The organism is Pseudonocardia aurantiaca, from assembly GCF_039526725.1.
Taxonomy (GTDB): Bacteria; Actinomycetota; Actinomycetes; order Mycobacteriales; family Pseudonocardiaceae; genus Pseudonocardia; species Pseudonocardia aurantiaca.
Genome location: NZ_BAAAJG010000025.1, coordinates 297360 through 312574, shown reverse-complemented (window position 1 = coordinate 312574; position 15215 = coordinate 297360). Strand labels below are relative to the sequence as shown.

The window sequence follows — 15215 nt, the reverse complement described above, 5'->3', positions numbered from 1 at the left end:
CCGCGTTGTAGCGGGCCGGGTCGCTCATGTAGAGGCCGTGCCCCGCGCCCTCGACGACCGCGAGCCTCGCGTCGGGCAGCAGGGCGTGGGTCCGGCGGCCGGTCCAGTCGATCGGTGCCGATAGCCAGTGCTGCTTTACTACGGCCTTAACCAAGCAGGCCGCGCGCTAGTAGCCGCCGCCGCGGAGCCAGACGAGAAATGGGAAGTCTCGGGGCACGGCATCAAGTGCCCGAACCTCGACGAGGTTGCGGAGCTGGGCGACCTAGTCGTCAAGGACGCGGGTCGACGCAACGATGACCGGTCGAGCTTTCTGACGTTGGCGACCTATGCCGGCTCTCCGAGCCTCCCAGACGGGTCAACCCTGCGGGAGGTTTGGATGTCGTTGCCGGAGGGCGCGAACAGTCCGCTCTCCGGCAGCCGGCAGCTCCCCTCGGTCGTCGAGATATCGCCCGTTGGTCGCATACCGAACTTTCCTAACGATGAGGTGTCAGGCTTCGAGCTCTACGGCCAGTTCAACTGGCTCAACGCCGACAAGGGTCTGTCGTTCGACGAACGTGCCGCCCTTCTTAACCGCACTTTTCCGACACTCCACAATAGCTTCACACCGAGACCTATGAGCCTGAGCGGCGACTTGTTCCAACTGATGCTTGACGTACCCACCCCCAAGGGGTGGCTTCTCGTGGATCTCCGGAATAAGCCAGCGTTGCCCGCGTGGCTTCTGATGACCTTTGGTCACATCATCTACGGCGATAGAAAGTATCGTCGAACATACGCCACGCCAACACTCGGCAAGAACACAAAGCCGTTAGACCCGATCATTTCGTGGTGGGCGGTACTCTTTGCGCTCTCGATGCTTGCCAGGTACCGACCCTCAGCATGGTCCGCAATGCTCGACGTAGATAGGTCATCTGACGCAACAGCGATCGAACACCTCATGCGTCGCGCCCATAAGGTCTGTGCGAATATAATTGTTTGGCACTTGCAAGAGTTTGATCTGAACGCGCACGGTCCGTGAACTGAGGAGCAGCGCCCTCCGAGCGGGCAGGTCGCCGAGATAGCCCGGAAGTGCGTGATTTGGCGACCAAACTCGGAGTAAACAGCCTACTCGCGCTGCCCTGTCGCGCGCGACAACGCGCCACAGAGCAGAGCAGCAGGTCAGCGCCCAGGGAGAGGTAGCCGGCATCATGGATGCGTCCGTGTTCACACTGAGGTCGTCGCCGCCGACGAGCAAGCACAAGGACCGGCGTCACGGAGCGATGGCCGACGCGGATGCAGTCGAGGAAGCTACTCGGTGCATGCCTCGACAAATTTCACTTCGCGATAGATCATCCAGGCACCGGCGGCTTAGCAGTTATGAACGTTCCATTTGAGGCCTCGTAGACACACTTAACTCGATGCCTGTGAAGCAGAATCTGTAGGTCATCCGTGGGCATCGCCGGCAACAATACAGCTAGATCAGGATTTCCGGGGATATGTCGAGAGTAGTCGAGCAATTGTCCGAGCGCCATACGGATTGCGTCTCGGGTCGCACTCGCCTTGGCCTCGTACAAGCGATTCTCGGTATGATCGAAGATGTCGGTATAAAGATCGCGGGGCTCACCCGCCGGACGCAATCGATATCGGCCGACCGAGTGACCGTCTGCCTCTAGTGCTGCCTGAAAGCGTGCTACCAGCTGCGCTTCTCTGCGGACCGCTATCCCATCAAGTATGCCCGACTTCTTGTACTCGTGGCCGTTCGTTGCCTCCGCTCCGACAGCGGCCGCGATGGCTTCCGGCGCAATATTAGCTATCGCTTCGTCGGCCGTCCTTGTAGTACCCAGCACATCGCCTGCGTTGCTGGCGTCTTCGTCTCGTCGGAGTACGCCCGATTTGGGGTCGAAGGCGAAAGACTAGAACCTGGGCCCGCTCAACACGCCGGTCGCGCTGGTCCTCGGCCGCCGCGACAAGGCCGGAGGCCTGCGGGTGGCCGGACGCACCGGCCCGCTCCCCCGCGACGCCCGGCAAGCCATAGGCGCCCTGCTGCGCCCGGCCAACGACCAGCACCCATGGCCCGCCGTCCTACCGCCGGCGAGGTTCAGAGACGCGGCCCCCGTCGAGTACACGCGGGTGGAACCGACAGTCGTCGTGGAACTCGCCGTCGACACAGCAGCCGACATCGTGCGCGGTCGACCGGTCTGGCGGCACCCAACCACCTTTCGCCGAGTCCGCCACGACCTCCAAGCCGACGACCTGTAAGCACCTGCCCGGCTGCACCTGCGGTCCCCACCGGAACGACCAGTATCACGGCCGCTCCGCACAGCCGAGAGCACATTCGGGTAGCCGAACCACCAGGACTAGGGCATAGAAGCCCCAAGAACGAGAACTCGACGGTTCTGAAGGACCTCGCGCACGATATCTTCCAGCTGCCGGGTAGCCGTTCCGCGCGTACCGATCCACCCATCCTTAACCAGCTGAATAAACGTTGTATTGTTAATATGCCTTGGCACATTGTCATATCCGAGGCGCGGGCCCTTGCGAGGTCCTTTTAGAGTGGCGAGCAATTCCTCGAAGTATTCGCGCGCCAGATACATCCCCTTGACAAGGTCTTGAGAGTTCTCAACTCTCGCATCCGAGTCGCATAGCTTTACCCAGCAAGCCTTACCGTGCAGACGAAACTCCCCATCGGCAACGTTGCCACAGAGCTCGTCAACCTTGGCCATCCGCTCCAGCTCAGCCCAAATGTTCTTATCCGGCCGGTACCAAGCTCCTTTAGTCTGGCCAGACTCTCGAACTAGTCGCTTGTACTGAAGGAGAACGAATGACTGCCTGAACTCGTTGTAATAGATGACGTCGGTACCGAGGGTGGTCTCAAGCGGCTCCATGTTCGCATTCATAATGAACATTCGTCGGTTATTTGATTGGAAGATGCGCCAGTCGACATGCGCGCTACCCACTTCTGTCATGCCGGGGAATCGCCCGATGTCGTAATTGATGAGGTTCTCCTCAGAGGCGGACCGATTCGACAAGCCGGCCAGAAATGAGGGCTGCGCGGGCGTCGGCGCACTCATATCTCGAAGTGCCTCCCGGCCAACCTCGCCGATCTCCAGAAGTAGCCCAGTGGCGTCACGCTGCTCGTTAAGTCGACGTCCTCGCTCCCCAGGCTCCTGCCTAAAGAACTCCTGCCTTCCGAGTCTACGGATCGTGTCACTTTCCGATGGATGAAAGGTTAGCAGCGCGCGCGTAACTGCCTCACCGACTGCTTCAGACAAGATCCCGTATTGAAGACCCTGCTTATGTCGTTCTGGCAGTAGTCTTCGTATCTGCTCCAGACTCGGACCACCGACCTCGTAAATCTCTGAGATATCAACACGGCGCTCACGGTCCGATACACGCTTGCGACCTTGTGCTCGACCGAGCCACCGAACGTCACCCTCCTCATCAACCAGCAGCGCTAGATGAAACTTTGCACCCTTCCATTCATGACTTCGCCAGGCAACACTTGTATAACTATCCCTGCCCTGACGGCCCGAACGGAACGCAAGCAACTCGGAGATATCGCCAGAGTCGATGACAGCCACCATTCGATGCATGATGCCACACTGACCTCAGTCAGGGAATCTCTCTGGGGTAGCGCGGGAAAAACCTACGGGGCGCGGACGGGCATCCCGGCAATGTCGATGCGATCCAGTGTCTTACCCTCGGGTAGACGACTGTGACGTCGGCGGGCGCGACGCAGGTTGAACGATGGCCCAGTTCGTCATTGCTCGGGCCACATGGCTTTCGCGCCGCGGGGCCGGTAGTTCCCCCGGCGGGGCTCGCCCGAGAGACGACGCGTGCCCGGCTCATTCAGCCGCGGTCCCCGGCGGCGCGGGGCCACTGGCGCCGTCACCGGGCAGCTCACTCACTACGCTTCCAGCCCGCTCCCGGAACCAGAGCCCGGCTACCTAGCCTCGGCGTCCTCGTGGCGACGCGCGGATACTTTAGTTCGGCCTATTGCGGCACTACCGCCAGACGTGCGCGGTTGGCGCTGCCTATGTCGCCAGACGGTCGCAGCGGGCTCGGTGTACGCGACGTCGCCAGTCGGAACAAGTCGAGTGGCACGCGGCACTCATCCGCGAGCTGCCGGTCATCCACGTTCACCTGTGCCAATACCTCGACAGCTCGGGGGAGTAGCGATGGCTGCTCAACGAGGACGGACCGCCCAGGCTCCTGACGTCTCCACCCGCGCGCAGACACAGTAGTCATAGCTGACTTGTACGCCTGCTCTGGCATTACACCAAGTCTCCGCGATCGGAAGAGAAGCGCTTGCAGGCTAACGCCCCATTCTTCCTTTAGTGATTGGAGATGCCTCCAGCCGGGCCTATTTGGAAGCAGGGGCGCAATTTCTGCCTCCGGCAAAAGAAGCTCTGCGGCGAATCGGTTTGCTTGCTCCTCCGCATCTCGATTGCCAGGCTCTGCGTCGGCGTGCATTACAAGGTGCCCTAGTTCATGCGCAACGTCCCAGCGCTGGCGATAGTAGTCGTCCTTTGTTGGGTTCAACAATACGACCGGTCGCATGTCTGAGCTGAACGAGTATGCGTCGATTGCTGCGATCTGGCGAGATGTGAATGCGGCAAAGATTCCCTTGTTCTCCAATAGTCTGACGATGTGGTCAATCGGCCCGGTCTCGATGTCCCAGCACTTCCGAACCACCCTCGCCGCGTCCTCTGGCTCGCTGACCTCCCACAGCTCTAAGTCGACAGCATGAAGCGGGAGGTCGAGGTTCGGGAACTCCACATGCCGTTCCAAGGAAGAGATGATCTCGATGACCATCAGGCCGTAGGCGCGGGCGCGATCGCGGGCGATTTGAGTAGTTGACCTCAACGAGCGGAAGTGGGGAGCGCTCGCCGCCTGCAGTTCCCCGGCCGAGGGCAAGAAAAATTCGGGCTCGATCCCCAGGGCCATGGCGAGTTGCGCAACGGTCGCTGCCGCGGGTCGCTTCCTCCCGCTTTCGTAGGAAGCGACCGCGGTCGGGGTCTTGTCGATCTTCTCGGCAAGCTGGTTCTTGCGCAGTCCGGCTAACTGGCGGGCAAGGGTCAGTCGCTCTCCGTCGAAAAGCCTTGCGATGTCCTGCGCTCGATCGCGTCGATTGGTCATGGCTTCTTCTTCTGCTGCTGGGAATCCTTGCGCAGCCGAACGGGCGCGTCACTGACAGGCTTCAGCTGGGTGCTGTCGGGGGCGAGCGTCGTATCGTAACCGCGGCCGGGACGGCCCGGGTTCCAGTCGTCGAGGCGAGCGATCCAGTGCCACGACTGCTCATCCGGCTCAACCCAAAGACGTGGGCGTCCGAGGAAGCCCTCGAAGACCCCCGTATCTGGGTCTACGGTGTGCATAAGCATCAGAGTCTGAGTGTCGTTACTACGGTGCAAGGCGCGCCACGCTGCCACGACGGGGTCGTATTCCTTAGCGAACGTGAATAGGTCCGGACCGTCGAGGAAAGGCTGCGCAGCAACACTCCGCTTCGTCGGGCGCGCCTTTCGCCAGTCCATCTCCTCCACCCGTCCGAACGTCGCCGAGCTCATCAGCCAGCGCCACCGTCCGCAGCGCCAGCCGGGCGAGCCGTTGAGATTGTCCCGGACCACCTTGCCGGGACGGAGTTCCGGCATCGAGCGGTACTCGATCTCGGAGATGCCCTCCTGGACGAGGTCAGAGCCAAGGACCGGGCCAGACTCATCGACCGCAAAGCCCTCGCAGCTGAAGACACGGTCGAGCCTGTTCAGCATGAGCTTGTGGCCCGTGTAGCCGATCCATCCCTGGTCATGGCCGGCAGCGGGGCGATAGTCCTGCATGACGCCGCGGTAGCTCGACCAACCCGACCAGGAGAGCCCATCGAGGACGCCAGCATCGCGAAGATCGCCGATCGCGTCGGCCTGCTCGCTCATGCGTGAGAACGTACCACCACGTCAATTCTTTGTTTGAAACTGAACCACTGAGCGTGTCGCGGGGCAGGGGGTGAACCGACGGGCTGATGGCGATGTCGCCCCTCGGCTGAGGAGTATCCACGCCGCGGCGTCGGCGACAAGCACGCCTACCGCGTCGCTGCGCGATGGCCTCGGGCCACCTTTGCCCGCCTGGCCAGCATGTTCAGTCGACCTAGCAGCCGCCGGGCGCGCCGCAGTACACGCGAAACAGTCAGCACGAGGAACCTCTACATCGCGCGAGACCTCGTCGGCGGGGGCCGACGAGCCCGGCCGCACATCGCTGGTGGCAGTTCCGGTGGCGTTCGGTGGCAATCGCCGACCGCCGTTGGCTCGCCCACGCGGGCTCGACCTGCGCAGCAGCGTGCCACGGTCGGCTCCGATCACCGATCGTCAGACTTGGAAAGCGTGTTGTGTCGAGAGGTCTTGCTCCCGGTGTCGCCCTCGCTCCCTGACTCGTCTAGCCGAGGGATTCGCGGCGGTAGCTGGCCTCGTCCGCCAATTCCAGCCGCCGTGCCGAGGGTGTGCCGAAGCATCGGGCCGTGAGCCCGGACAGCCTGGATCGTCGCACGTCAAGTGGGGTGCAGCGCGCCATGGCCTACTCATCTTCCTAAACCGTTGACACGTCTCGCTAGATCTGATTCACGGTCTTTCCGAATCCGTCTCCACGGAGCAAGTCGCCGCCTCCGGCCGCGCGGGCCAGCCCCGCTCGGCTCGCTCGCTCCTGCCTCCGGCCCGCTCGCAGCCGGCGGCACCGGCTACCCGGCCCTGCCGTGACGGGCGATCCGCACTCACAGGGGATCGGCTGGTGCGCCATGCTCGCCCCATGAGCGCCACTGATGCCATAGTCGCTGTCCAGCTCACCGCTCGATCATGGTCCGTCATCGACGCCACGATGGACAACACGGCAGCCAACGCGATGCACGGCTTCGACGAGGCCACGGAGACAGCTGCACGCGACATCCGCCAGGCCGGCTGGGACCAGGTCCCCTGGGTCGACGGCCAGTGGCCCCCGATGGATCAATCTTGACGATCCACCTGTCGGTGGTCCAGTGGGAGTTCGCGATGAGCCAAGTCGCGAAGTCGCTTGCGCGGCCCGTAGACGACGAGTCAGAGGTGCTGGAGCGTGCTGCTGTGGCGGAGGTCGGCCCGCAGCTTGCGTGACCCGTGCCGCTGCTCCGGGCGCATCGCGCTCGGTCCCTCGGGCTCCACCCGAACCCGGCGCCGCTCAAAGAGCGGCGAGGTGCGGCGGGCGGTGATCTCCTCACAGCACGTCGAGACGGCAACCAGGTCGAGGGACGAGCCCGCGCCGCCAGCGCCGCCACGCCTCCCGCGAGGAGCGGCCCACGGAGGGCCCACAGACAGCCGCTCAGAGCCGGTAGGAACCGGACACAGCCGGACCACTGCAGAACGGCCCCCGTCCTGCGTTTCCGCAGTTCAGGGGCCGTTCCGCCTGGGTGTGGCAGGTGAAGGATTCGAACCTTCGTAGGCTAAGCCGACGGATTTACAGTCCGCTCCCTTTGGCCACTCGGGCAACCTGCCGGGTGCGCCGTGGCGCGGTAACCAGGATACGACAGCGCGGAACCGGGTCCTGCAGGGGCCCGTCCGGCAAGGAGGCACTCCGTGGCAGACCCGTCGTTCGACGTGGTGAGCAAGGTCGACCGGCAGGAGGTCGACAACGCCCTCAAGCAGGCTGCGAAGGAGTTCTCGCAGCGCTACGACTTCCGGGGCACGGGCACCTCGATCACCTGGACCGGTGACGAGGCCCTGCAGATCGAGTCGGAGACCGAGCAGCGGGCGCTGGCGGCCGTTGAGGTCTTCAAGGAGAAGCTGATCAAGCGGAACGTGCCGCTCAAGGCGTTCGAGGCGGGGGAGCCGGCCGTCTCCGGCAAGGTCTACAAGGTCAACGGCAAGATCCTGCAGGGGATCGCGACCGACAAGGCCAAGGAGATCAGCAAGGCCATCCGCGACGAGAAGCTCAAGGGTGTGCAGGCCCAGATCCAGGGCGACCAGCTGCGCGTCTCCGGCAAGAAGAAGGACGACCTGCAGGCCGTGATCGCGCTGCTCAAGAACCGCGACTTCGGGATCGCGCTGCAGTTCGTGAACTACCGGTAGCCCTCGACCAGCGCCGCCACCGCCCGCGGGTCCTCGACGTGGGCGTTGTGGCCGAGGCCGGGCAGGTCGACGGCGTCGGGGGTCAGCGCCCGGAGTTGGTCGGCGCCGACCATCGCGTCGTGCTCGCCGCGCGCGAGCAGCACCGGCACGGGGGCGGCCGCGAGCAGGTCTGCCACCGCCGGATCGCCCACGCCGAAGGCGCGGGGGTCGAGCGCTGGACGGAAGCGACCGTCCTCCTCGACGACGCCGGCCGTCGCCATCGCGCTGTCCGGCCCGGCGAGCCCGGTGAGCCCTGAGAGGCGGAGGTGGCGCTCGACGGCCTCGGCACGCGTGTCGAACCGGGCGGGCTCACGAGCAGCCAGGGCCGCCGCGCGCGCCAGCTCCTCGTCGGTCCACGCGACCTTGATGCCCAGCCCGATCACGGCGCGCACTCCGGGGCGCGCGGCCAGGTGCAGCCCGACGACGCCCCCGAACGAGTGCCCGACGATCAACGTGCCTTCGGGGTCGACCAGGTCGGCCACAGAGTCCGCGACGGCGGCGAACGTGTACGCGGGCAGCGGGGCGGAGCCGCCGTGTCCGGGGAGGTCCGGCGCCACCCACTCGCCGGGGAGCTGCGCGGCGAGCCCGTCCCAGACCTCCGCCGTGGCGCCCAGCCCGTGCAGGAGCAGGACGACCGGCCCGCCATTCCCGCCTTGCCGCACCCGCAGCTCGCTCATGGGCGCCAGTCTGCCGGGCCGCCTCGCCGTCGACGAACCTACCGTGACGACGAGGGGGCGGGTCACGAGCGGCGTCCGTTCGCCACGCGCCGCGAGGCAGGCTTGCCGAACGACGCAGAGACTGCCTCGATGACAGCGGTGACACCAAAGATCGTCGCCATGAAGTGGAACCAGTTCGTGTTCTCGATGATCGCCATGGCGCTGCTGCGGTCGATCTCGGGCGGAGTGAACCACCACGGGTCACCGTCGACGATGCTGAGGCCGACGAACGCGAGGAAAGCGCAGACGTAAACGAAGCGCCGAGTCGAGTTAGCCCCACCGGATCTCGCCGCGTCTCTCGCCGCGTTACCGGCTGAGCACCGGCGGACCCGGCGCCGGTCAGGAGAACGGCACGTGGTCGGGGGCGCAGGTCGTACCGGGCGCCGGCACCGTCCCGTCCACGAGGTAGGCGCTCGCGGCGTCGGTCATGCAGCCGGACTGCTGCACCGTCACGTGCCCCCAGCCCTCGTGCACGAGCAGGACGCTGTGTGGGAGCAGGTCGTGCAGGCGCTCCGCCGCGGCCAGCGGAGTGGCCGGGTCGAAGCGACTGTTCATGATCAGGATCGGCTCGTCGGTGGCGGCGTCCCACGGCCCGGTGTACCCCTGGTCGCGTACCGGCCACTGCGCGCACACGCTGTCGGACCACCCGCGCAGCGCGCCGAACCGCGGCACCGCGGCCGCTCTCTCGTCGATTGCCGCGAGCAGCGCGTCCTGGTCGGCCGGGTACGTGTTCTCCGAGCAGTTGACCCCGTACGCCGTGGCGTTGAGCGCGCCCGCGTACGGCGCCGTGATGAGGTCGGCGTCGTTACGCAGGCTGAGGAGCACCTGGGCCATCGCCTGCCCCATCGGGCCTGCCGGATCGCCGGCGGCCTGCTCCGCACCCGCGAGGAACGACGCGCCCGAGACGGGCTGCTCCCACATTGAGGGCTGGTAGAGCCAGTTGCCGGCCCACGAGACCACCTCGGACCAGCCCATCCGGATCGTGCGCCCGTCGGGTGCGGTGAGCGTGACGGGCTCGGCCTGCAGCCGTGCGGTGAGCCGGTCGAATGCGCCCGCTGGATCCCCCGCGCCGAACGGGCAGCGCTCGCCGCCCACGGCACACAGCCGCAGGAACTCCGCCATCGTCTCCGCTGACGCAACGTCGGCGCCCGTCCGTGTCGACCGCAGCGGGTCGTCACCGGCCACCTGCGCGGGGTCGACGACGCTGTCGAACACGAACCGCCCGACGCGCTCTGGGAAGAGGTTCGCGTACACCGTGCCGACGAACGTCCCATAGGACTGCCCGACGAAATTGAGCCGGTCATCGCCGAGCGCGGCCCGGAGATCGTCGAGATCGCGGGCGGCGTCCTCGGTGCTGATGTGGTCGAGCAGGTCGCCGGACTCGGCACGACACCCCGCGGCGAACTCGGCGTCGGCACGGATCCGGGCCGCGCGCTCGTCATCGGTGACGGGGATCGTCGGTAGCCCCGCCGTGAGCGCCGCCGCATCTTCGGGGTTCGCGAAGCAGCGCACGGCAGGTTGCGAGCCGCCCGCGCCGCGCTGGTCAACGGCGATGACGTCGTAGCGGTCGTAGACGGCTTGGCGCAGTGGATCGGTCAGCTGACCGGACCTGATGGCGGCGAGGTACTCGAGGACGCTGTACCCGGGCCCGCCGCGGTGCAGCACCAGCGAGCCGAGGCGTTGCTCCGGCTGCCGCGCGGGCACCTTCACCACCGGGAGCGCTACCGTCGCCCCGCCGGGCTCGGCACGGTCGAGGGGCACGGTGATCGTGGTGCAGTGGAGCGCGGGGTCCGACGGGCAGGCGGCCCAGGCCAGGGTGGGTGCCGCGGCGGGCGCCGCCGGGGCGGAGCACGCCGCGGTGAGCAGCAGACCGCCGAGCAACAGGCCTGCCGCGCGCAGGCGGGCCGAGGTCCGGGGAGATCGCGACATGCCTGCACCCTCCCCGATCAGCGGATGCCGACCCAGTGCCCGTGATCACCAGAACTCATGACGCCAGTCATCGACTCCGGTGACACGCCGCCGGCGATGCTTCGCGGCGAGCGGCCAAGGCACCAGCTCGGCACTCGGCTGCATCGTCACGCGCTCACGGGCTGCACCTGGAGGCGGCAGGCCTGGGCGTAGGCGACGGGGGGCATGCCGATGGCGCTGGTGAAGTCGCGGATGAAGTGGCTCTGGTCGAAGTAGCCGAGGTCGGCGGCGACCTCGGCCCACGAGCGGTGCTGTTCCCTGGCGAGCACGGCCGCGGCCTCGTGGAGGCGGTACCGGCGCAGCACCCACTTCGGGCTGACGCCGACGTAGCGCTGGAAGAGCCGCTGCAGCGTGCGCGGCGTGATGCCGAAGCGTTCGGTGACGTCGTCGACCCGGCTGATCGTGCGGTCGTGCAGCAGCGCCGCGACGATGTCGCCGACGAACTCCACCTGCGGGTCGGGGGCCGGCCAGCGCTCCCGCAGGAACGCCTCGCCCAGCGCCACCAGCTCGTCGACGCCGCACGCCGCCGTCATGCGGGTGGCCAGTTCGGCTGCCGCTGGGCCCCACAGCTGCTCGGCCGACAGCATGGAGTCGGTGATGCTCGACAGCGGCCGGCCCAGGAACGGCAGGAACGCCCCGGGCCGGAACTTGACGCCGAACACCCGGCCCTCGCCGCGGAAGACGTAGGTGAACCGGTCGCGCCCCACCCCGTGCACCCCGATGCGTCCGCGGTCGAGCACGACGTTGACGCACGGGTGGGGCAACAGCGTGACCGACGCCTCGCGCCCGGGTGGCAGAGACCAGGAGACCAGCCAGTGCCGCTCGACGAGAGCAGCGAGGTCGGGTGCGGGCGGGTAGCGGTCGAGGGAGAAGTCGATGTCGCGCACCCCGAGCACCCCGTACTCGCTGGTGGTGGCCACCTCGTGCCTGCTCACGGCAACATCATGCGCGCGGCCCCCGACAGTCGCCTCAGCTGCGCGAGCCGGCCGACATCGGCAGGCTCGCGCACGAGCCGGGTTGGCGCTGGTCGGACTATGCGAAACCGCTCGCGGGTACGGAATTGTGCGAGGCACCGCACTTCCAGTACCACGTCGGGGACGTCGCGGGTGCGCACGGCCGAGGGGCACGAGTTCGACGCCGAGGTCACCGCGCTCCCGTCGGGGCACGACGCAGGTCGTCGTCGACTGGTGGGGCGCGTCCGACTACGCGAAGGGGCTGATGACCATGCTGACCACAGTGGACGTGCGTGAGGTGTACACCCGCTGCAGCGCCGAGTTCGGTGCCCGGGTGCACGCGATCGGCGACCGGTGGGACGCCCCGACGCCGTTGCCCGGCTGGGACGTGCGGCGGCTCGTGCACCACCTCGTCGACGAGGAGATGTGGGCTCCGCCGTTGTTCGCCGGGGAGACGATCGAGCAGGTGGGGTCCCGGTTCGAGGGTGAACTCCTCGGGGACGACCCGGTCCGCGCCTTCGACGAAGCCGCCGCCGCTGCCGTCACTGCCGTGAGCGCGGATGGCGCGCTGGACCGCACGGTGCACCTGTCGTTCGGCGACCACCCGGGCCGGGAGTACGCGATGCAGCTTGCGGCCGACCACCTGGTGCACGCCGTCGACCTCGCCCGCGCGCTGGGTGTGGACGACACAGTGGATCCCGCGACGGCGGCGGCCGTCCGGGAGTGGTTCGGCGAGATGGAGCCCGCCTATCGGGACATGGGGGTGATCGGCCCGCGTGTCGCCGTGCCGGCCGGGGCCGGGGCGCAGGCCGAGCTGCTCGGGATGATGGGACGGACGCCGTGAACGCCGCCGTCGCCGCGTTCCAGAAGGCCTTCGACGCCCGGGACGTCGACGCAGTCATGGCGGCGATGACCCCCGACTGCGTCTTCGAGGACACCAGCCCGCCCGACGGCGTGCGGCACGTGGGTCCCGACGCCGTGCGCGCCGCCTGGACGGCGCTGTTCGCCGCGTCGCCCGACGGCGTCTTCAGCACGGAGGACGTGATCGACGCCGGGGATCGGGTGGTGGTGCGGTGGCGCTACTCGTGGGGCGACGGGCATGTGCGAGGCGTGGACATCTTCACGGTCCGCGACGGCCGGGTGGCAGAGAAGCGGGCGTACGTGAAGGGCTGAGCTACCAGGCGTTTCGGAGGCGTATTGACAAGTTTTCTTGTCGGTGGGACTGTCGTCCGGTGCAGGAGCTCAGCGTCATCGACGACCCCGCCGCCGCGGGCGTCTCGCTCGATCCGGTCCGGGCCCGGCTGCTCGCCGAGCTCGTCGAACCGGGGTCGGCCAGCAGCCTGGCCGCGAAGGTCGGGCTGCCCCGGCAGAAGATCAACTATCATCTCCGCACGCTGGAGCAGCACGGCCTCGTCGAGCTGGTCGCGGAGCGGCGCAAGGGCAACATGACCGAGCGGGTCATGCAGGCCACCGCGGCGAGCTACGTGATCTCGCCTGCCGCGCTCAGCGCCGTCGCCCCCGATCCCGGACGGGCGCCGGACCGGCTCTCGGCGCGCTGGCTCATCGCGGTCGCCGCGCGCACGGTGCGGGAGGTCGGGGACCTGCTGGCCGGCGCCACGAAGGCAGGCAAGCGCCTGGCGACGTTCGCTGTCGACGGCGAGGTCCGGTTCGCCTCGGCGGCCGACCGCGCCGCGTTCGCCGACGAACTCGCGGCCGCGGTCACGACCCTGGTGGCGAAGTACCACGACGAGAGCGCCGAGGGGGGCCGGCTGCACCGCGTGGTCGTCGCCGTGCACCCGGGCGTGCGACGGGAGGACGCATGACGGAACGGCGCCTGGAGCAGCAGCTCGAGCTGGACGCGAGCCCCGAGCAGGTCTGGGAGGCGATCGCGACCGGCCCCGGTATCGCCACGTGGTTCGTGCCGCACCGGGTGGAGCCGCACGAAGGGGGCACGCTCGAGCAGGACTACGGCGGCGGCGCGACGACCAGGGGCCGGGTCACGGCCTGGGAACCGGGCAAGAAGTTCGCCTACGGGTCGTTCGAGCAGCCCGGCGACGGCCGCCCGGACTATGCCTACGAGTTCCTCATCGAGGGCCGCGACGGCGGCGGCACGGTGCTCCGGTTCGTGCAGAGCGGGTTCCTCGACGGTGCCGGGTGGGACGACGAGTACAACAGCTTCGACACGGGCTGGAGCCTCTTCCTCGCCAACCTCGAGAGCTACCTGACACACTTCGCCGGTCAGCCCGCGCAGAACGTCGTGTCCATGGCCTACACGCCGGGGCGGGCGGCGGACGTCTGGCCGGTGCTCCACCGCGCCCTCGGGCTCACCGGCGCCCCTGCGCTCGGCGCCGCCGTCGTGCTCACCCCGGACGGGCCGCCCACGATCGAGGGTGTGGTGGACGTGGCGAGCGACGAGTTCCTGGGAATCCGCTCCGCGAGCGGGCTGCACCGGATCGGCGCCGAGGGCGACGCCGGCTGCGGCATGAGTGCCTACCACTACTTCTACGGCCGCCCCGTAGACGTCGCCGCGCTCACCGCGCAGTGGCAGGGGTGGCTCGAGGACCTGTTCCCGCCCACCGCCTGACCGAGGGTCAGCGCCGCCTGAGGTGCATCTCCTCCAGCCGCCGGATGCGGTCGCGCATCGGCGGGTGCGTGGAGAACAGCCTGGTCATCTGCGCGCCGGCGCGGAACGGGCTCGCGATCATGAGGTGTGACTGGGCCATCAGCTGAGGCTCCGGCGGCAGCGGCGCGAGCTGGGTGCCGCGCTCCAGCTTGCGCAGCGCCGACGCGAGGGCGAGCGGGTCGCCCGTGAGCTGGGCGCCGCTCGCGTCGGCCTGGTACTCCCGCGACCGGCTCACGGCCATCTGCACGAGACCAGCGGCGAGCGGGCCGAGCAGCGCGATGAGCAGCAGCGCGATGGGGTTGGGCCGGTCCTCGTCGCCACCGAACAGCCCGGCGAACATCGCGAAGCTGGCCAGGAAGCTCACCATCGACGCCAGCGCGCCGGCCACCGACGAGAGGAGGATGTCGCGGTTGTAGACGTGGCTCAGCTCGTGGCCGAGCACCGCGCGCAGCTCCCGCTCGTCGAGCATCGAGAGCAGCCCGGTGGTCGCACAGACGGCGGCGTGGCGGGGGCTGCGGCCGGTGGCGAACGCGTTGGGCGCGGCCGTGGGGCTCACATAGAGCCGGGGCATCGGCTGGCGCGCGGCGCGCGACAGCTCGCGGACGATCGCGAACATCACCGGGTGTTCCGGCTCGGTGATCGGCCGGGCGTGCATGGCGCGCAGCGCCAGCTTGTCGGAGTTGAAATACGCGTACCCGTTGACGCCGATTGCGACGAACAGGGCGATCACCAGCCCGCCGCGACCGAACAGCGACCCGACGAGCAGCACCAGCGCGCTCAGCCCGCCGAGCAGCACCGCGGTCTTCACACCGTTCATCGACCTGTGCACTTCGGGTCCTTCCCATCCGGCCGTTCAACGAGCAAC

General features: G+C 67.6%; 16 protein-coding genes and 1 tRNA gene. 8 read left to right on the top strand and 9 right to left on the bottom strand.

The features are described 5' to 3' along the window. Positions 1-127 precede the first annotated feature (127 nt). Positions 128-1015 carry a YaaC family protein gene (locus ABD143_RS30120; RefSeq protein ID WP_343984832.1) on the top strand — a complete coding sequence of 296 codons (888 nt, stop codon included), beginning with the start codon at positions 128-130 and terminating at the stop codon, positions 1013-1015. A 1318-nt stretch (positions 1016-2333) separates the two neighbouring features. Here the strand turns inward: ABD143_RS30120 and ABD143_RS30115 are convergent. The 3 genes from ABD143_RS30115 to ABD143_RS30105 form a co-directional block, all read right to left on the bottom strand. Continuing rightward, positions 2334-3560, bottom strand: a complete 1227-nt coding sequence (locus ABD143_RS30115; protein WP_343984831.1) for a hypothetical protein — start codon at positions 3558-3560, stop codon at positions 2334-2336. Positions 3561-3969: 409 nt separating this feature from the next. Continuing rightward, the gene (locus ABD143_RS30110; RefSeq protein ID WP_343984830.1) at positions 3970-5115 is read right to left on the bottom strand and encodes an XRE family transcriptional regulator; all 1146 of its coding nucleotides are present in this window, start codon (positions 5113-5115) and stop codon (positions 3970-3972) included. Further along, entirely contained in the window at positions 5112-5900 is a 789-nt protein-coding gene (locus ABD143_RS30105; protein WP_343984829.1) for a hypothetical protein, read from the bottom strand. Before ABD143_RS30105 ends, ABD143_RS30110 begins: the two co-directional genes overlap by 4 nt. An 862-nt stretch (positions 5901-6762) precedes the next feature. Here ABD143_RS30105 and ABD143_RS30100 point away from each other — a divergent pair. Together ABD143_RS30100 and ABD143_RS30095 are read left to right on the top strand one after the other, a co-directional pair. Beyond that, complete coding sequence (locus ABD143_RS30100) at positions 6763-6966, top strand: hypothetical protein (protein WP_343984828.1); 204 nt, start codon at positions 6763-6765, stop codon at positions 6964-6966. Beyond that, positions 6963-7100: a hypothetical protein gene (locus ABD143_RS30095; RefSeq protein ID WP_343984827.1), complete on the top strand. Its 138-nt coding sequence runs from the start codon at positions 6963-6965 to the stop codon at positions 7098-7100. Before ABD143_RS30100 ends, ABD143_RS30095 begins: the two co-directional genes overlap by 4 nt. 296 nt (positions 7101-7396) lie before the next feature. Here the strand turns inward: ABD143_RS30095 and ABD143_RS30090 are convergent. Beyond that, positions 7397-7478 (bottom strand) — tRNA-Tyr (locus ABD143_RS30090). 81 nt (positions 7479-7559) lie between these two features. Here ABD143_RS30090 and ABD143_RS30085 point away from each other — a divergent pair. Next, complete coding sequence (locus tag ABD143_RS30085; RefSeq protein ID WP_343984826.1) at positions 7560-8051, top strand: YajQ family cyclic di-GMP-binding protein; 492 nt, start codon at positions 7560-7562, stop codon at positions 8049-8051. Here the strand turns inward: ABD143_RS30085 and ABD143_RS30080 are convergent. The 4 genes from ABD143_RS30080 to ABD143_RS30065 form a co-directional block, all read right to left on the bottom strand. Then, positions 8042-8767, bottom strand: a complete 726-nt coding sequence (locus ABD143_RS30080; protein WP_343984825.1) for an alpha/beta fold hydrolase — start codon at positions 8765-8767, stop codon at positions 8042-8044. The two genes, ABD143_RS30085 and ABD143_RS30080, sit on opposite strands and share 10 nt — an antisense overlap. Positions 8768-8829: 62 nt before the next feature. Next, on the bottom strand, positions 8830-8964 hold the full coding sequence (locus tag ABD143_RS30075; RefSeq protein ID WP_343984824.1) for a hypothetical protein: 135 nt from the start codon (positions 8962-8964) through the stop codon (positions 8830-8832). A 181-nt stretch (positions 8965-9145) separates the two neighbouring features. Further along, positions 9146-10735: an alpha/beta hydrolase gene (locus tag ABD143_RS30070; RefSeq protein ID WP_343984823.1), complete on the bottom strand. Its 1590-nt coding sequence runs from the start codon at positions 10733-10735 to the stop codon at positions 9146-9148. Positions 10736-10881: 146 nt separating this feature from the next. Then, positions 10882-11709 (bottom strand): AraC family transcriptional regulator, encoded by an 828-nt coding sequence (locus tag ABD143_RS30065; protein ID WP_343984822.1) that lies wholly within the window; start codon positions 11707-11709, stop codon positions 10882-10884. Between the two features lie 283 nt (positions 11710-11992). Here ABD143_RS30065 and ABD143_RS30060 point away from each other — a divergent pair, with 283 nt between their 5' ends. The 4 genes from ABD143_RS30060 to ABD143_RS30045 are packed head-to-tail and all read left to right on the top strand — an operon-like array spanning position 11993 to position 14311. Next, the gene (locus ABD143_RS30060) at positions 11993-12571 is read left to right on the top strand and encodes a TIGR03086 family metal-binding protein (RefSeq protein WP_343984821.1); all 579 of its coding nucleotides are present in this window, start codon (positions 11993-11995) and stop codon (positions 12569-12571) included. After that, the gene (locus ABD143_RS30055) at positions 12568-12900 is read left to right on the top strand and encodes a nuclear transport factor 2 family protein (protein ID WP_343984820.1); all 333 of its coding nucleotides are present in this window, start codon (positions 12568-12570) and stop codon (positions 12898-12900) included. The genes ABD143_RS30060 and ABD143_RS30055 overlap by 4 nt, the downstream gene beginning before the upstream one ends. Positions 12901-12959: 59 nt before the next feature. Next, positions 12960-13550 (top strand): ArsR/SmtB family transcription factor, encoded by a 591-nt coding sequence (locus ABD143_RS30050; RefSeq protein WP_343984819.1) that lies wholly within the window; start codon positions 12960-12962, stop codon positions 13548-13550. Continuing rightward, the gene (locus ABD143_RS30045; RefSeq protein ID WP_343984818.1) at positions 13547-14311 is read left to right on the top strand and encodes an SRPBCC family protein; all 765 of its coding nucleotides are present in this window, start codon (positions 13547-13549) and stop codon (positions 14309-14311) included. The genes ABD143_RS30050 and ABD143_RS30045 overlap by 4 nt, the downstream gene beginning before the upstream one ends. Before the next feature lie 7 nt (positions 14312-14318). Here ABD143_RS30045 and htpX read toward each other — a convergent pair whose 3' ends face one another. Then, positions 14319-15179: a zinc metalloprotease HtpX gene (gene htpX / locus ABD143_RS30040; protein WP_343984817.1), complete on the bottom strand. Its 861-nt coding sequence runs from the start codon at positions 15177-15179 to the stop codon at positions 14319-14321. Positions 15180-15215: the final 36 nt, after the last annotated feature.